Source organism: Rhizomicrobium sp. (genome assembly GCA_037200045.1).
Lineage (GTDB): Bacteria > Pseudomonadota > Alphaproteobacteria > Micropepsales > Micropepsaceae > Rhizomicrobium.
The window spans coordinates 1,365,214-1,381,418 of the sequence record JBBCHM010000002.1 but is presented as its reverse complement, the minus strand read 5'-3'; the positions used below and the strand labels follow the sequence as shown (position 1 = coordinate 1,381,418).

General features: G+C 64.3%; 11 protein-coding genes. 6 read left to right on the top strand and 5 right to left on the bottom strand.

What is annotated here, in order from left to right:
* Positions 1-13: 13 nt before the first annotated feature.
* The 3 genes from WDM86_21910 (at position 14) to WDM86_21900 (ending at position 4,023) form a co-directional block, all read left to right on the top strand.
* Positions 14-523, top strand: coding sequence for an HPP family protein (locus tag WDM86_21910; protein ID MEI9992675.1), 510 nt, complete (start codon positions 14-16; stop codon positions 521-523).
* A gap of 14 nt (positions 524-537) precedes the next feature.
* Positions 538-2,166 carry an OFA family MFS transporter gene (locus tag WDM86_21905; protein ID MEI9992674.1) on the top strand — a complete coding sequence of 543 codons (1,629 nt, stop codon included), beginning with the start codon at positions 538-540 and terminating at the stop codon, positions 2,164-2,166.
* A 126-nt stretch (positions 2,167-2,292) separates the two neighbouring features.
* The gene (locus tag WDM86_21900; protein ID MEI9992673.1) at positions 2,293-4,023 is read left to right on the top strand and encodes a cytochrome c biogenesis protein DipZ; all 1,731 of its coding nucleotides are present in this window, start codon (positions 2,293-2,295) and stop codon (positions 4,021-4,023) included.
* Here WDM86_21900 and WDM86_21895 read toward each other — a convergent pair.
* From WDM86_21895 to WDM86_21880, 4 genes are all read right to left on the bottom strand, one after another.
* The gene (locus WDM86_21895) at positions 3,996-4,613 is read right to left on the bottom strand and encodes a hypothetical protein (GenBank protein MEI9992672.1); all 618 of its coding nucleotides are present in this window, start codon (positions 4,611-4,613) and stop codon (positions 3,996-3,998) included. The two genes, WDM86_21900 and WDM86_21895, sit on opposite strands and share 28 nt — an antisense overlap.
* Positions 4,614-5,193: 580 nt before the next feature.
* Positions 5,194-6,702, bottom strand: a complete 1,509-nt coding sequence (locus WDM86_21890; GenBank protein ID MEI9992671.1) for a CoA-acylating methylmalonate-semialdehyde dehydrogenase — start codon at positions 6,700-6,702, stop codon at positions 5,194-5,196.
* Positions 6,699-7,874, bottom strand: coding sequence for an iron-containing alcohol dehydrogenase (locus tag WDM86_21885; protein MEI9992670.1), 1,176 nt, complete (start codon positions 7,872-7,874; stop codon positions 6,699-6,701). Before WDM86_21885 ends, WDM86_21890 begins: the two co-directional genes overlap by 4 nt.
* A 123-nt stretch (positions 7,875-7,997) precedes the next feature.
* Complete coding sequence (locus tag WDM86_21880) at positions 7,998-9,299, bottom strand: MFS transporter (GenBank protein ID MEI9992669.1); 1,302 nt, start codon at positions 9,297-9,299, stop codon at positions 7,998-8,000.
* Positions 9,300-9,512: 213 nt separating this feature from the next.
* Between WDM86_21880 and WDM86_21875 the strand changes: the two genes are divergently transcribed.
* Positions 9,513-11,618: a nuclear transport factor 2 family protein gene (locus tag WDM86_21875; protein ID MEI9992668.1), complete on the top strand. Its 2,106-nt coding sequence runs from the start codon at positions 9,513-9,515 to the stop codon at positions 11,616-11,618.
* 17 nt (positions 11,619-11,635) lie between these two features.
* Here WDM86_21875 and WDM86_21870 read toward each other — a convergent pair whose 3' ends face one another.
* Entirely contained in the window at positions 11,636-12,541 is a 906-nt protein-coding gene (locus WDM86_21870) for a LysR family transcriptional regulator (protein MEI9992667.1), read from the bottom strand.
* Between the two features lie 294 nt (positions 12,542-12,835).
* On the opposite strand from WDM86_21870, the gene WDM86_21865 reads away from it, so the two are divergent.
* Both WDM86_21865 and WDM86_21860 read left to right on the top strand, forming a co-directional pair.
* A complete protein-coding gene (locus tag WDM86_21865) occupies positions 12,836-13,096 on the top strand; it encodes a hypothetical protein (protein ID MEI9992666.1) in 261 nt (86 codons plus the stop codon).
* 360 nt (positions 13,097-13,456) lie between these two features.
* On the top strand, positions 13,457-16,195 hold the full coding sequence (locus WDM86_21860) for a TonB-dependent receptor (protein ID MEI9992665.1): 2,739 nt from the start codon (positions 13,457-13,459) through the stop codon (positions 16,193-16,195).
* Positions 16,196-16,205 lie beyond the last annotated feature (10 nt).

Sequence of the window (16,205 nt, the reverse complement as noted above, 5' to 3'; positions counted from 1 at the left end):
GGAAACACCGGGAATGTCCATACAGGACGACGCTTCAAAGCTGGGGCCGGAGCCTCTGCCGTCGCTGGCGCGCAAGCTCGGCTTCGCGGCGGTTTCCGGCCTCGGCGGGTTCATCGTGATCTTCCTGCTGGCGCAGGCGAGCGCGAGCCTGCACACGATGCTTCTCATCGCGCCGTTCGGGGCGAGCTGCGTGCTGGTGTTCGCGCTGCCGCACAGCCCCCTGGCGCAGCCGCGCAATGTGATCGGCGGGCATCTGGTGTCCGCCACGGTCGGCCTTTCGGCTTACGCGCTGCTCGGCGCCACGCCGTGGAGCTTCGCGCTCGCGGTCGGGCTTTCCATCGCGCTCATGGAATTGACCGGCACGCTGCACCCGCCGGCCGGCGCCGATCCCATCGTGGCGATCCTGGCCAAGGCGGGATGGACGTTCCTGCTGTCGCCGGTGCTCGCGGGCGCGGTGCTGATCGTCGCCGGCGCCTTCGTCTATCACCGCATCCTTTCGCATCGACCCTATCCAATCCAATAAAATCGGGAGACCTCATGACCAGCACGACCCTTTCCGGCACCGGAGGCTCGAGTTTCCTCGCGCGCGAGCGCACCATCGCGGGCCCCGCCTTCAACCGCTGGCTGGTGCCGCCGGCGGCGCTCGCCATCCATCTGTGCATCGGCATGGCCTATGGCTTCAGCGTGTTCTGGCTGCCGATGAGCAAGATGCTGCCCGGCGCGGCCGCCTGCTCGGGCGGATTCCTCGCCGAGTTGACGGCGAGCAATTGCAACTGGTCGGTTGCCGACGTCACCCACATCTTCGAGACCTTCATCGCCATGCTGGGCATCTCGGCGGCGATCTGGGGCGGCTGGCTGGAGCGCGCCGGGCCGCGCCGGGCCGGGCTCTACGCCGCGTTGTGCTGGGGCGGCGGACTGATCCTCGGCGGCTATGGCGTGCTGATCCACCAGCTCTGGCTGGTCTATCTCGGCTGCGGCTTCATCGGCGGCATCGGGCAGGGGCTGGGCTACATCACGCCGGTCTCGACCCTGATCAAATGGTTTCCCGACCGCCGCGGCATGGCGACCGGCTTCGCCATCATGGGCTATGGCGGCGGCGCGATGATCGGCTCGCCGCTCGCGGTGTGGCTGATGGCGCGCTTCGCGACCGACGGGACGTCGGGCGTGTCGAGCACGCTGATGGTCATGGGCGCGATCTATTTCGTCGCCATGGCGCTCGGCGCCTTCGGCTTCCGCGTCGCGCCGGTCGGCTGGAAGCCCGCCGGCTGGACCCAACCGGCCGCCGCGAACAGCGGCATGATCACCGGCCGCCATGTCCATCTGAACGTCGCATGGAAGACGCCGCAATTCTGGCTGATCTGGGGCGTGTTGTGCATGAACGTCACCGCCGGCATCGCCGTGATCTCGATGGCGAGCCCGATGCTGCAGGAGGTGTTCGGCGGCCGGCTGCTCGGTCTGGCCGCGCATACCGCGCTCACCGACCTGCAAAAGGCGGCGATCGTCGCCGCCGCGGCGGGACTGGTCGGCCTGATCAGCCTCTTCAACAGCCTGGGCCGGCTGTTCTGGGCCTCGCTGTCGGATTATCTCGGCCGGAAGAACACCTATTTCGTGTTCTTCATTCTCGGCATCGTCCTCTACTGTCTGCTGCCGACCTGGGGCCATATGGGTCTTGCGACCGCGTTCGTGGCCTCGGTCTGCATCATCATCACGATGTATGGCGGCGGCTTCGCCACCCTTCCGGCCTATCTCGCCGATATCTTCGGCACGCAGATGGTCGGCGCCATCCATGGCCGGCTCATCACCGCCTGGTCGGTCGCCGGCGTGGCGGGACCGGCGCTGATCGCGGGCCTGCGCGACACCCAGCTTGCGCATGGCGTGCCGAAAGCGCTCGTCTATGACGGGACGCTCTACATCATGGCCGGCCTTCTGTTCGTCGGCCTGCTGTGCAACCTGTTCGTGCGGCCGGTCAACGAGAAGAACTACATGACCGAGGAACAGCTGGCGCGCGAACGGGCGCTGCAGCATGAAGACCGCGTGACGGCCGATGCCGCTACCGCGGCGCGGGGCGGGCTCGGCGCGCTCGGCGTCGTGGCGTGGCTGGCGGTGGGCGTTCCGTTCCTGATCGGCCTTTATATCGCCCTCACCAAGGCGGCGGCGCTGTTCTGACGGCGCGCCGCGCCAACATTCGCGTGATATCCCATTGGATATCACGCGATTTGAGGCGAAGCTCGCCTCTTGCCGGACGGACGGCCTCGCGACGGCACAGCGCGGTCCGCGAGAGGGAGGGTCGCCGTGATTTTGCTCTTGTTGTCGTATCTCGGCGGCGTCCTGACGATCGTCAGCCCCTGCATCCTGCCGGTCCTGCCGTTCGTGTTCGCGCGCGCCGATCAGCCCTTTGTGCGTTCGGGGTTGCCGCTGTTGCTGGGCATGGCGCTCACCTTCGCCGCCATCGCGACGCTTGCGACGCTGGGCGGCAGTTGGGCCATCCACGCGAACCAGTATGGCCGGATCGCCGCGCTGATCCTGCTCGCGTTTTTCGGGCTCACGCTGCTTTCGGATTCGCTCGCCGAGCGGCTGACGCGGCCGCTCGTTGCGTTCGGCGACCGGCTCAGCCGGCGGACCGGCGATACTGGCGACGGAAACGGCAATATCGGCGCCTCGCTCTTGCTGGGCGTCGCCACCGGCCTGCTCTGGGCGCCGTGCGCCGGGCCCATTCTCGGTCTGATCCTGACCGGCGCGGCGATCAAGGGCGCGAGCGCCAGCACGACGCTGCTGCTGTTTGCCTATGCGGCCGGCGCCGCGACGTCGCTCGCGGCGGCGCTTCTGGTCGGCGGCCGCGTCTTTGCGTTCATGAAGAAATCCCTGGGCGCCGGCGAATGGATCAGGCGCGGGCTGGGCGTCGCGGTGCTTCTGGGCGTGGTCGCCATCGCGCTGGGACTGGACACCGGCATCCTGGCGCGGCTGTCGCTCGCCCGGACGGCGGGCCTCGAACAGGTGCTTGTCGACAAGGCCATGCCGGAGCGCAAGGTGACGACCGTGGCGGTGGCGGGCAGCGATCTTCCGGTCGAGGGCACGTTCCCGTCGCTTGGCGGCGCGACGACCTGGCTGAACGCGCCGCCGCTGACGCCAGCGCAGTTGCGCGGCAAGGTCGTATTGGTGGATTTCTGGACGTACTCCTGCATCAACTGCCTGCGCGCTTTGCCCTATATCCGCGCCTGGGCGGCGAAGTACAAGGATCACGGCCTGGTCGTGATCGGCGTGCACGCGCCGGAATTTGCCTTCGAGAAGGACCTCGACAACGTGAAGACCGCGGTTCGCGATCTCGGCGTGACCTATCCGGTCGCCTTGGACGACGACTTGAAGATCTGGCAGGCGTTCCACAACGAATATTGGCCGGCGCACTACTTCATCGACGCGCAGGGCCGCATCCGCCACCATCATTTCGGCGAAGGCGCGTACGACGATTCCGAAAGGGTGATCCAGAAGCTCCTGAAGGAAGCCGGCTACCGGAACGTGCCGGCGGGCATCGTCAATCCGCAGGCCACCGGCGCCCTGGCCGCCGCCGACAACGCCGACATGCAGTCGCCGGAGACCTATATCGGCTACGCGCGCGCCGAGAATTTCGCCTCGGGCACGCCGTTATTCGATGCGCCGCAGTCTTATGCCGTGCCGACTTCGCTCCAGCTCAACCAATGGGGCCTGGTCGGGACCTGGACCATCTCCGGCGAGCACGCCGCGCTCGCCCGCGCGCCGGGCGAGATCGTCTTCCGCTTCTACGCCCGCGACCTGCATCTGGTGATGGGTCCCGGACCGGACGGCAAGCCGGTGCGGTTCCGGGTGACGATCGACGGCGCGCCGCCCGGCGCGGACCACGGCGCCGACACCGACCAGAACGGGTCCGGCACGATCACCGGACAGCGGCTCTATCAGCTGGTTCGGCAGAACGGCCCGGTCGGCGGCCGAACCTTCGCGATCAAGTTCCTGGATCCCGGCGTTCAGGCGTTCTCATTCACGTTCGGCTGATCGGCCCGCCGCGACAGGTGTGGGCCGTCAAATGGGCTTCGCGGGCGCGTGATGTTCAGGAAAATATCACGCTTGGCCCGGGCGAATTTCGCGTCCGGAGACGCAAACTTGGGAAGAGGAGGCGCGGAATGTCTGAAATGTATCAACGTCAAGTAAAATATCGGACCAAGGACGCGGCGGATTCCTGAGGCATCTCGCCAGGAGACGATGGCGACAAGGTAGTGCTTGATGCTGGTGCAGATGTGCCCACGCAGCGTTGATTGCTTAAAGACTCGAAGGTGATCGACCGCTGCATCACTGATACCAAGAGGCGGAAAGGCGGCCTCATGATATTGCACTAAAGAGTCTTGCGGCTCGTGATCTAAAGGCCCGCGGGTGAGGTATGGCGTACCGGTCGAACGAACTTGTTCGTATACGCTTCTAAGTATCCGCTCGAATTCCGGTACATGAGCCTCTATCTGCGTGATGCGTATCCCTTTGAAGTACCTGTTGAAGGCCTGTCTTTCAGCGTCTCCCACATAGCGGTACTCATAGTCTGCGCCGTCACCGATCACTCTGGCGGTTATAATATAGCGGAGGATCGTCGCCATGCCACGCAGCGTCAGGTCGTCGCGCGCGGGAAACCGCCTTTGCCCACACAAGGAGCGTCAGTAATCGATTCCGCTTTTGACGAATGTGTTTTGCGCACCTTCGATCGATACCGGCGCAGAATCGGCGGCTCGCTGACGTACGATGAGCAGTAGCAAATCGCACCTATCTATCTGATTTATTTGGTTAACTTTCGTGGTGGTACCCGCCGAAATACCCACTTTCCGGCTGATACCCATGCATCCCATCATTTTCGCGGAATCGCGGCCGGATTGAAAGGTCGCGCCGAGCGGGCCAGCGTGACGAGGTCAGATCTTTCCGGCTGCCAGTCATGGGCGTCTCTTTCCAGCAGAAGAGCCGTCCCCTCTGCGAGAGCAGATCGTTGATGCTGACAAGCGGTGCCGGCGTGAGGTTGAAACGGGCGAGAGCCGCAAAGGCTCGCTCTTCGCGATCATGGCGTGGTTGCGGGCCGACGGTCCGCGCCTCTTCCGCTTCGCGACCGTCTTCGGATTGGTGCTGCATCGACTGAAAAAGATGCCCCCTCAAATCCGGGATCAAAAACAAATCAAGAAGAGCGCTCCGTCATTTCATCGTCGGCATGACGAATTCCGCGCCGGCGCGGATTCCCGTCGGCCAGCGCATGGTCGCGGTCTTGAGCTGCGTGTAGAAGCGGACGCCCTCCGGGCCATGCATATGGTGGTCTCCGAACAGGGACCGCTTCCAGCCACCGAAGGAGTGGAACGCCATCGGCACGGGGATCGGCACGTTGATGCCGACCATCCCGGCCTGGACGTCGGAGAGGAAGGTGCTGGCGGCGTCGCCATCGCGGGTGAAGATCGCGGTGCCGTTGCCGAACTCATGCGCATTCACCAGGCCCAGCGCGTCGTCGAAACTTTTTGCGCGCACAACGGAAAGCACAGGTCCGAAAATCTCTTCCTTATAGATGCGCATGTCCGGGCGCACATGATCGAACAAGCTGCCGCCGAGGAAAAAGCCGTCTTCATAGCCTTGCAGTCGCAGCCCGCGGCCATCCACCACGAGGTCGGCACCTTCCGCGACACCGAGGTCGATATAGGACGACACCTTTTCGCGATGCTGCGCTGTCACCAGCGGCCCCATCTCGGCCTCCTCGTCGATGCCCGGACCCACCTTCAGCGCCGCGACGCGGGGCTTCAGCCTCTCGACCAGCGCATCGGCGGTGCCCGCGCCCACCGGCACCGCGACGGAGATCGCCATGCAGCGCTCGCCTGCCGAGCCGTAAGCCGCGCCCATCAAGGCGTCAACGGCCTGGTCGAGGTCGGCGTCGGGCATGACGATCATATGGTTCTTGGCGCCGCCCAAAGCCTGCACCCGCTTTCCGGCCGCCGTGCCGCGCCTATAGACATATTCAGCGATGGGTGTCGAACCGACGAAGCTGATCGCGCGCACCTTGGGATGGTCGAGCAGCGCGTCCACCGCGATCTTGTCGCCCTGCAACACGTTGAACACCCCGTCCGGCAGTCCCGCTTTTTTCAATAATTCGGCCAGGGCCACCGCGAGCGACGGATCCTTCTCGGAGGGCTTGCAGACGAAGGTGTTGCCGCAGGCCAGCGCCACCGGAAACATCCACATCGGAACCATGGCCGGAAAGTTGAACGGCGTGATGCCGGCAACGACACCCAAGGGCTGGCGCAGCGCGACGGAATCGACGCCGCGGCCGACGCTTTCGCTGTATTCGCCCTTGAGCAGTTGCGGGATGCCGCAGGCGAACTCGACGACCTCCAACCCGCGCGCGATTTCGCCTTTTGCGTCCGACAGGATCTTGCCGTGCTCGGCGGTGATGATCGCGGCCAGCGTATCGGTGGCGGCCTCGACCAGGGCGCGGAAACGGAACAGCACACGCGCGCGCACATGCGGCGGCGTCGCCGACCAAGCCGGGAAGGCATCGGCGGCGGCGGCGATCGCGGCATCGGCGTCCTCGCGCGAGGCGAGCGCGACACGTCCCGTCACCGCGCCAGTCGCGGGATTGAACACGTCCGCGAAGCGTTCCGAGGTCCCGGCGACATGCATGCCGTTCACAAAATGCGTGATGTCCCGAACGGTCCTGCTCATGCGTGGTCTCCGTCGCGCCATACGTCCGCGTATAGCTGCTCTATCTCTTCATGGCTGGGTACGCGCGGATTGTTGCCCGGCGAGCCGGAGGCGAGCGCCTGTTTCGCCATCGTCCCGATCAGGCCGTTCCAGCGTGCCTCATCGATGCCATAGGCCTTGGGCGGCGGCACTTCGAGATCCGTGTTGAGCCGCGAGAGTTCTTCGAGCAGGCGTGCCACCGCAGCCTGGTCGCCTTCGCCTTCGTTGGCGATGGCCATGGCGCGGGCGCTGTCGGCGTAGCGGCCGAGCGCGGCGGGCGCGGAATAAGCCGTCACCGCCGGCAGCAGCATCGCGTTCGACAGGCCGTGCGGCACATGGAAATGCGCACCGATCGGCCGGCTCATGCCGTGCACAAGCGCGACGGAGCTGTTGGAAAAGGCTATGCCGGCGAGCGTGGCGCCGATCATCAGCGCCTCGCGCCCCGCGCGGTCCGCCGGATCGCGATAGACGCGGCGAAGATTGGGCGCGATGGCGCGCATGGCGCTCAGCGCCATCGCATCGGAGAACGGATTGGCGCGCTTCGAAACATAGGCCTCGATCGCATGCGTCAGCGAGTCGATGCCGGTATCGGCGGTCAGCCGCCTCGGCTTGGTCAGGGTGAACTCGAAATCGATCAGCGCGGCGATGGGCAGATAGGCGACGCCGGGGCACAGCATCTTCTCGTCGGTGACCTCGTCGGTGACGATGGTGAAGCGCGTGGCTTCGGAGCCGGTGCCCGCCGTGGTCGGGATCGCGATGATGGGAAGGCCGGGTTCGTCCTGAACATGCGGCGCCTTGTAGTCCTGCATCCGCCCGCCATGGACCGCGAGCACGGCGATCGCCTTTGCGCTGTCCATCGGGCTGCCGCCGCCGAATCCGATGACGCAGTCGTGCTCCGCCTCGCGCAGGAAGGCGAGGCCGGCCTCAACCGATGCGACCGTGGGATCGGGAATGGAATCGGCGAACACGCGAGGCGCGATACCCGCCGCCTTCAGCCCATCGGCGAGGCGATCCACGCGTCCGCTGTCGACGAGATAACGGTCGGTGACGATCAGCGGGCGTGACAGGCCCTGTTGTTGGAGAACCGCCGCCAATTCGGCGGAGGCGCCGCCGCCGATCCGCATCAGGCGCGGCAACGCGATCGCTGCAACCATTATTTCCTCGAAGATTTTTGTGTTCTGTGCAAGCCGGCCGGCAGGCTAGTCCGGCCGGGTGTGCGGAAAAACAAGCATTATCGCGCCATCTATGTGCGCAAATGTGGAAGATGAGCGTCTTGCCTATTGCCGCATCGCTGCGACCCGCGCGGTGTCCTCGCGCACCGAGCGGCTCGCCTGCCAGAAGCACCAAGCCGCGGCGGCAAGTGGGATAATGGTCGTCACCATGGCGTAGCGCAGCGAATCCGTGCCGAAGCGCGGACGCAGCAGATCGGAGACGATACCGACCCATTGCGGGCCGAGGCCCAGCCCCACCATATTGACCATGAACAGCAGGAGCGCCTGTGCCTTGGCGCGAACGCGAAGCGGCGACAGTCCCTGCACTGCCGCGAAACTCGGGCCCATATAAGTCGTGCTCAGGGCCGAGGGGATCGCCGCCGCCGCAATGGTCCAGGTCAGGCTGTCGGCGAGATAAAACACCGGGAAGGCGGGCAGGGCGAGCAGCACGCCGATCATCGACACATACATGCCCCAGCGCCTGTCCGTTTTGCCGAGCCGGTCGGCGATCACGCCGGCCAGCATCGTGCCGAAGAAGCCGAAGAAACCGGTGAGCAGTGCCAGCATGACGCCGATCTCCACCGGCGTCATGTGGTGCGTGCGGGACAGGAAGGAGGGGTTGAACGCGAGCCCGGCATAGCCGGTGAAGGAGCTGAGCGACGCGCCCGCCACGATGTAGCGGAAGCTGCGCAGCGCGAACAGATGCTTCGCCGCCCCCAAGATGCCGGGCGCCTTGGCGGTGTCTTCCAGCCGGTCGACAAGGCCGCGTTTCGGCTCCTCGATGGTGAAGAGGAACAGGAAGACGAGGATGAGGCCGGGGATGCCCGCCACCATGAACGCCGCGCGCCATCCATAATGCTCGGCGAACCAGCCGCCGCCGAAAAATGCGATCAGCAGGCCGATGTTGAGGCCACTGGAATAGACGCCGAGCGCCGTCGCCCGTTCCTCCGGCGGAAACAGGTCGGAGATCATCGTGCTGACCGCCGGGGAAGTCCCCGCCTCGCCGATGCCGGTGCCGAAACGGGCGGCCAGAAGCTGCACGAAATTCGTGACATAACCCGACAGGAACGTCGTCGCGCTGAACAGCGCCAGCGTCACCGCGATGAGGTTGCGCCGGCTCACCCGGTCGGCAATCAGCGCCAGCGGCAGGCCGAGCACCGAATAGACCACGGCGAAGACGGGTCCGGCGAGCATGCCGAGCTCGGTATCGGTCAGGTGGAATTCCGCCTTGATCTGCGGCAGCAGGATGTTGAGGATTTGCCGGTTCATGTAATTGACGACGTAGATGAGCGTCACCATCGCCAGAACGTAATTGCGATGTTTGAACAGGCTCCGGCGGCGCGGAGCGATGGTGTTTTCGATGTTCACGCGGGCGGCTCCCGTTTGCCGGCGGCCGGCTTATCGCAGAAGACCGCTCGCGCCAAGCTTTATCCGAAACACTGGCATATTGACCTTTCTGGACTTTTGAGGCTAGGTTTTTTGCGCTCGATCGCGCCGCCCATCCGCGCGTGCATTGCATAACAAGAGCATCAGGGACGAACAGGCAGCGCCAATCCAAACGGCGCGGGGAAGAAGGCGGCAATGACGGACGCGCTCCATCGCATCGCGAAATTCTGCGGCCGCTTCGCGGCAAAGGCCGTCCTCGTGTCGATCGCCTTGGGTGCGCTGTCGGCGACGGCGCCGGCGGCCGGCGACAATCCGGGGCTCGCCGTCGCGCGGCTCGCCCGCGATGTCGATCGCGCCGAAGCGGTGCGCGACGTCAAGCGGCTCCAGATCGCCTATGCGCAATATTCGCAATTCGGCCTGTGGAACGAGATGGCGGCCCTGTTCGCCGACCGGGCCGAGCTGATCTACGGCAAGGACACGGCGCGCGGGCGCAAGGCGATTGCCGCCTACTTCCTGAACAGTTTCGGCAATGGCCGGCAAGGCCTGCCGCCGGGCGGCCTGCACACCCAGATGGTGTTCGATCCGATCGTCAATCTGTCCGTCGACGGCAAGACCGCCAAGGCGCGCTGGCACGAGGTGTCGATGCTCGGTCGCTTTGGCGCGAACGCCGACTGGGCCGGCGGCGTCGAGGAGAATGAGTATGTAAAGGAGCATGGCGTTTGGAAGTTCGCGCGCCTGCATTATTTCCCGATATTCGCCGGCCCCTACGAGGCGGGCTGGAGGAACGTCGATGCCGACCAGAAGGTCGTTCCCTATCACTACACGCCGGATGAGGCGGGCACTCCCGTTCCCGACGCGGTGGGCAATACCGGCGTCGTGGTTTCGAAACAAAAGCCCGCCGCGCGCCTTCTGGAGATCGACCGGCGCATTTCGGCGATGAACGACGAGGACAAAGTCCGCAATCTTCAGAACGCCTATGGTTATTACGTCGACCGCAAGATGTGGGACGATGTCACCGATCTCTTCACCGAAGACGGCACGCTCGAAATCGCCGATCTGGGCGTCTATAGCGGCGTGAAGAGCATCCGCCGCGCACTGGAACGGCACGGCCCGGCGGGACTCCTGCGTGGCCAGCTCAACGATCACGTCATGCCCGACACTCTGGTAACCATTTCGTCCGGCGGAATGGAGGCCCACGCGCGCGGCATCGAATTCGCCATGCTGGGCGACGTCGATAGCGGCACGGCATCGATGGGGCTGGCGGTTTTCGAGAACCGCTATGTCAAGCAAGATGGCGTCTGGCGGATTCGCGAAGTGCGGATTTTTCCGGTCATGAGCACCGATTACTATCAAGGCTGGGCCAAGAGTGCGCTGCGCACGCCGGCGCCGGCGGCACCATTCGCGCCCGATGCGCCGGTGCCCGCGTCCGATGCCATGGAAGGCCAAGCGATTCCGGTCTTCCGCGATCCGAACCCGGGCAGCGGCAAGCCGGTGGCCTATCCGGCGGCCGCGCGCATCGTGGGCGGGGGCGATCTGCTTTCGCCGGTCGCCGCCGCGCCCGCTCCGCATGTGACGCTGGCCGACGCGCAGCGCAAGCTTGCGGTGTCGAAAGCCTATGACGGGGTCGATAATATCTCGGCCGCCTTCGACTGGATCAACGACTATCAATGGGACAAGTCGAGTGCCCTCTTTACCAAGGATGGGCGGCGGCAGAAATATCTTGTCGGCTTCTATATCGGTCCGGAGCGCATCCGTCAGGCGGAGGTTTCCGAACTGGGCGAGTTGAAGACGCCCCGCGGTTCCATCGACAATCATTTCCGCACCCAGCCGGTCATCGATGTCGCCCCGGACGGAAAATCCGCGAACATCCGCACCCGGCTGCTTTTGATGCGCAGCAGCGCCACGCGCGCCGGCGCGTTCTCCAGCGGCATGTACCCGAACGATCATGCCGTCCTCGATGGCGGCGTGTGGAAATTCACCAATGTCGCGATCGACGAGCCCTATTTCCAATCCGCCAGCTATGCCGATGGCTGGGCGCGCTTTCCGGCTCCCGTCCCGCCGCCGTCCGGTCCGCGCAAGCCGACGATCATGGACAAATTGATCCATGATTTCCCGCCGGACATCCCGCTCACCACCATGCCGATGCGCGAACAGGGTTTCGGCGGCGACGCCAAGATCATCGAATTCCCGGACATCAAGCCGATGTGGTTCAGCTATCGCAATCCGGTCAGCGGCCGCGTGCCGCCCTATTACTGCCCGGACGAGACGACCTGCGAAAAGGATCTGGAAAAGCCGAGGTAGCCGTGCGCGTCGCCGCGTCACGGCACGCCCATGAAGGCGCCTTGCGCCGAGGCCGCCTCGTCGAGGATGAACCGGCGGGCGGTGCGAATACGCGCCGTTTCGGCGGTATCGGCGTGCATCACGAGCCAGTAGCTGCGCCGCAGCGATATCTTCTTCGGCAGCACGGGCACCAGGTTCGTTTGGCGCGAGGCAATGAAGGCCGGCAGCACGCACAGGCCATAGCCGGCGAGCGCCGCTTCCATCTGGGCATGCAGGCTCGAACTCTGCAGGTGTGGGCGCCGCTTGAAGCCGATCTCGCTCAGATAGTCCAGGTCGCGCATGAAGACGAGATCGTCGATATAACCGCAAAACAGGTGACTCTGGAGGTCTTCGCGCGTGCGTATGGCCGGTGCGCGCGCAAGGTAGGATTTGGCGCCATAGACGTACAGCATATAGTCCGTCAGCCGTTCCGAGACGAAGCGGCCTTGTCCCGGTGGCTGCAGGGTGATGGCGATGTCCGCTTCGCGGCGTGACAGCGCGACGATCTGCTGGATCGCAATCAGCTCTATGGAGAGGTTGGGCTGGGCAGCCGCGAAGCGCGGCAGCTTGGCGGCCAGGAAGAAATTTCCGAAGCCTTCCAGGGAGCTGATGCGCACGACGCCGGTGATCTTGGGATCGGTTCCCGCGATGCTCGCCATCGCCCGCAGGGTTTCGCTCTCGATGGCCTGCGCCGAAGCCAGCAGCCGCTCGCCCGTCTGGGTGAGATTATAGCCGCGCGGATTTCGCTCGAAGAACTTGGCCCCGAGCGAGCGTTCGAGATTGTCCAGCCTGCGGATGACCGTCGCATGGTCGACGGCGAGCCAGCGGCTGGCCTGGGAGATGGTCTTCGCGCGCGCAACGGCGAGAAGAAATTGCAGGTCGTCCCAGTTGAATCGCTTCGTCACGCGTCCCTCCCGCATTTTTGCACATAGACGGCGCGATAATGCACGTTTTTTCGCACAATCCGACATACTAGATTCGGCCTGGGAACTGCGATCGGCGGCGCGCCGGTCAAGGATAGTTGTCGTATAGCACAAAAAACTATACTATTGACTTTTCGAGGCCGGCTTCGCAAGGTTCCCGCCTATAAGAGTGTGGCGACGACCGTTCTGCGTGCCGCACCGGCTCCTTGGGGGCCGGCGCGCAGAGCGTCGGTGAGATCACACCGGGCTGGAAACGTGACCTGCGAGGGCGAGGGAATGTATCACCACGACGATGGCGTCTGCGTGCGCCGATGCCTTCGAACCGATCGCATCGCGAATCACCCATCTGTGCAGCGCCATGCCGCTCCCGGCATCTTCGCCATCGATCCCGCTCTCTCCGCCAAACGGCCGGGCGCGTCGCGTTGCGGCGGCTTGCAAAAGCAGGATCCGGCCGCGCGGGTGTGGCGCCCGCGGCACAGCATCGACCTTATCGTAAAGGTCATAGAACTAGACTTTGACAACAAAGCCGAAAACTGAATTGAATGCTTGCATAATCGGACGGCCTGGTAAGGGCCGCTGGCTGGGAGGAAGACGCGTTGAACATTCGGGTCGCGCCAAGCGGTTTGAGCCGTGGATGTGAGGGCAATGCGCCCGCGCATCCGTCGGGCGGCCCCGCCGCGCAATCCCGCACCCATCGTCCCGGCCCGCGCGCGCTTGCCCACAACGGGTGTTCGCCAATGAGGCGAAGCGTGTGGTGTGCCCGCCGTCGCCGGCCATATCGTTCATCAAAAACCTGAAAGAGGGGGAAATCCAATGAAGGTTCGGAAAAAAAGGAATGCGGCGGAAACCTTGGGGAAGGGGTGGCGGGGTAGCCGCGCGCGCGCGCGCTCGGCGGGAATGATCGGACCGCTTGCCCTGGCGATGGTCGGATGCATCGGCTTTCACGGCGCCGCCAGCGCGCAGGACGCATCGGCCGCGCCGGCTCCGGACGTGGAAACGGTCGTGGTCACGGGCAGCCAGATTCAGCGCAGCGGCTTCGAAGCGCCGACGCCGATGACGACGGTGAGCGAGAAAGAGCTTCAGCTCAAAGCCGTCGTGAACATTTCCAGCCTCCAATACGATATTCCGGAGTTCAAGCCGCAACAGGACGTTTCCAACAATGCCGCCCCGATCGGCGGCGCCAATCTCGACCTTCGCGGGCTCGGCCCGACGCGCACATTGGTCCTCCTCGATGGCCGGCGCCTCGAAGCCTCGAACCCGGTGGGTGGGATCGACGTCTCGCTGATCCCCGGCGCTCTGGTCAACCGGGTCGAGATCGTCACCGGCGGCGCCTCGGCCGCCTATGGCTCGGACGCGGTGTCCGGCGTGGTCAACATTTCGCTCGACAACAAATTCGAAGGCCTGAAGGCGCAAGCCCAGTACGGCCAGACCGGCTATGACGACGTCAAGGAGGCCGATCTGTCCGGCGCCTGGGGCACCTCGTTCGCCGGCGGGCGCGGCCATTTGGTCGTTGCGGCGGATGTCTACAACAATACGGGCGAGAACAACGAAGGCTCGCGCCCCTGGGGCGCCAAGAATGGCTGCTTGCTGATTAATCCGAAGAATTCGACCAGCGGGCCGATCACCGCAACGAACATCATCGCCACGGGCTGCACTTGGTCGCAGATGACCGATGGCGGCTTGATCGATAGCGGCGTGGCGAAAGGCACCGCCTTCGGCGTCGGCGGCACGCCCTATCCGTTCCAATACGGTCAATATGTCGGCGTGTTCTGGCAGCAGGGCGGCGGCGGCGGCAGCGAGCAGGGCCAAGCCAACATCTTCCCCAAGGAACGGCGCGACGTCGGCTATGGCCGCTTGACGTACGACTTCAACGAAAACATCACCGGCTATGTCGACGTGCTCTATGCGCACGAAACCGGCTTCTATCACCTCGTCAGCAATTACGATAACGGCACACTGACGATCCACAACGACAATGCCTTCCTGCCTACTGCGATCAAGAACGAGATGGCGGGGGCCGGCCAGACCACCTTCCTTTATGGCCGCTCCGGCATTGACGGCGGCTTCGGCGGCAATTATTCGGCGCAGAATGACGGCCGTTATGCGGCGGGCCTCGAAGGCGTGTTCGGTGACGGCTGGTCGTGGGATGCCCACGCGCAGATTTCGCGCAACCAATATTATGCGACCGTCCCGAACAATCGCATCCAGGCCAATTGGCTCAACGCGGTGGATTCGGTGATCAATCCGGCCACCGGTCAGCCGGTCTGCCGTTCGACCCTGGCGAATCCCAACAATGGCTGCGTACCGGCCGACGTGTTCGGCATCAATATGGTGAGCCCGGCCTCCATCGCCTATTACGAGGGTACGTCGTGGACGCGCGAGGAGCAGAGCCAGAACGATTACGCGGTCAACCTGCGCGGCAATCCGTTCTCCATCTGGGCCGGCCCGGTATCCGTCGCCACCGGCTTCGAATATCGTTCCGAAACGATCGATGGCACATCGGATCCGATTTCGCTCGCTTCCGGCTGGCGCTCGGTCAACCAGCAGCCCATCAATGGCGCCGTCAATGTCAAGGAAGGCTATGTCGAAACCGTCATCCCGCTCGCCAACGACTATTCCTGGGCGAAGTTGCTTGAGGTCAACGCCGCAGCGCGCGTAACCGACTACAGCACCAGCGGCACGGTCGAGACCTGGAAGGTCGGCTTGAACTATATGCCGATCGACGATCTGCGTCTGCGCGGAACGATCTCGCACGACATTCGCGCGCCCACCATCAACGAGCTGTTCTCGGGCCAGAACACCACCCTGAACCAGCCCGTCACCGATCCGTTCAACAACAACCGCCAGTCGCTTGTCCTGCAACTCAACGGCGGCAACCCGGCGCTTCGGCCCGAAATCTCGGACACCCGCACCTTCGGCCTGGTCTATCAGCCGAGTTATCTTCCCGGCCTCAGGACGTCAATCGACTACTACAACATCAACATCGCGGGCGCGATCACGACAACCCCGGTGCAGACGATCATCCAGGACTGCTTCCTGGGCCAGACGATCTTCTGTCCCCTGATCACGCGTGATCCCGTGACCCAGACCATCACCAAGGTTCAGGCCACGTTGATCAATTCGCAGACCCTGAAGACCAGCGGCGTGGATTTCGAGATGGATTACGATTTTCCGGTGGATGACTGGTTCAAGGGCACGGGCGGCGATCTCGACTTCCGCGTCCTCGGCACCTATGTCGATCACCTTATCTCGATCAACAACAATGTGGCCATCGACAATGCCGGTCAGGTCATGAGTGGCGTGCCGCATTGGCGGGTCAATATCGGCGCGACCTACACCAACGAGCCGTATACGTTCTCGGTCCTCGTTCGCAACGTCCAGGGCGGCCTTTACAATGCGACCTATGTCCAAGGTGTGGACATCAACAACAACAACATCTCCGGCCGTACCTATGTCGACCTGTCGACCTCCTACGACTACGACGAACACTGGACGTTCTACGCTCGCGGCGTGAACGTGTTCGACGTCGATCCGCCGCTGGTGCCTCAGAACTTCTCGCTGGCCAATGCCGCCCAGTCGCCTTATTACGACCGCCTCGGCGCGCGATGGATGGCCGGCATCCGGATGAGGTACTGATCTTTACGGG

What these genes read in the sequence shown, in the direction of transcription:
- WDM86_21910 (MEI9992675.1), top strand. Translation starts at nt 14, where the DNA reads ATGTCCATACAGGACGACGCTTCAAAGCTGGGGCCGGAGCCTCTGCCG.
- WDM86_21905 (MEI9992674.1), top strand. Translation starts at nt 538, where the DNA reads ATGACCAGCACGACCCTTTCCGGCACCGGAGGCTCGAGTTTCCTCGCG.
- WDM86_21895 (MEI9992672.1), bottom strand. Translation starts at nt 4,613, where the DNA reads ATGGCGACGATCCTCCGCTATATTATAACCGCCAGAGTGATCGGTGAC.
- WDM86_21890 (MEI9992671.1), bottom strand. Translation starts at nt 6,702, where the DNA reads ATGAGCAGGACCGTTCGGGACATCACGCATTTTGTGAACGGCATGCAT.
- WDM86_21885 (MEI9992670.1), bottom strand. Translation starts at nt 7,874, where the DNA reads ATGGTTGCAGCGATCGCGTTGCCGCGCCTGATGCGGATCGGCGGCGGC.
- WDM86_21875 (MEI9992668.1), top strand. Translation starts at nt 9,513, where the DNA reads ATGACGGACGCGCTCCATCGCATCGCGAAATTCTGCGGCCGCTTCGCG.
- WDM86_21865 (MEI9992666.1), top strand. Translation starts at nt 12,836, where the DNA reads ATGTATCACCACGACGATGGCGTCTGCGTGCGCCGATGCCTTCGAACC.
- WDM86_21860 (MEI9992665.1), top strand. Translation starts at nt 13,457, where the DNA reads ATGATCGGACCGCTTGCCCTGGCGATGGTCGGATGCATCGGCTTTCAC.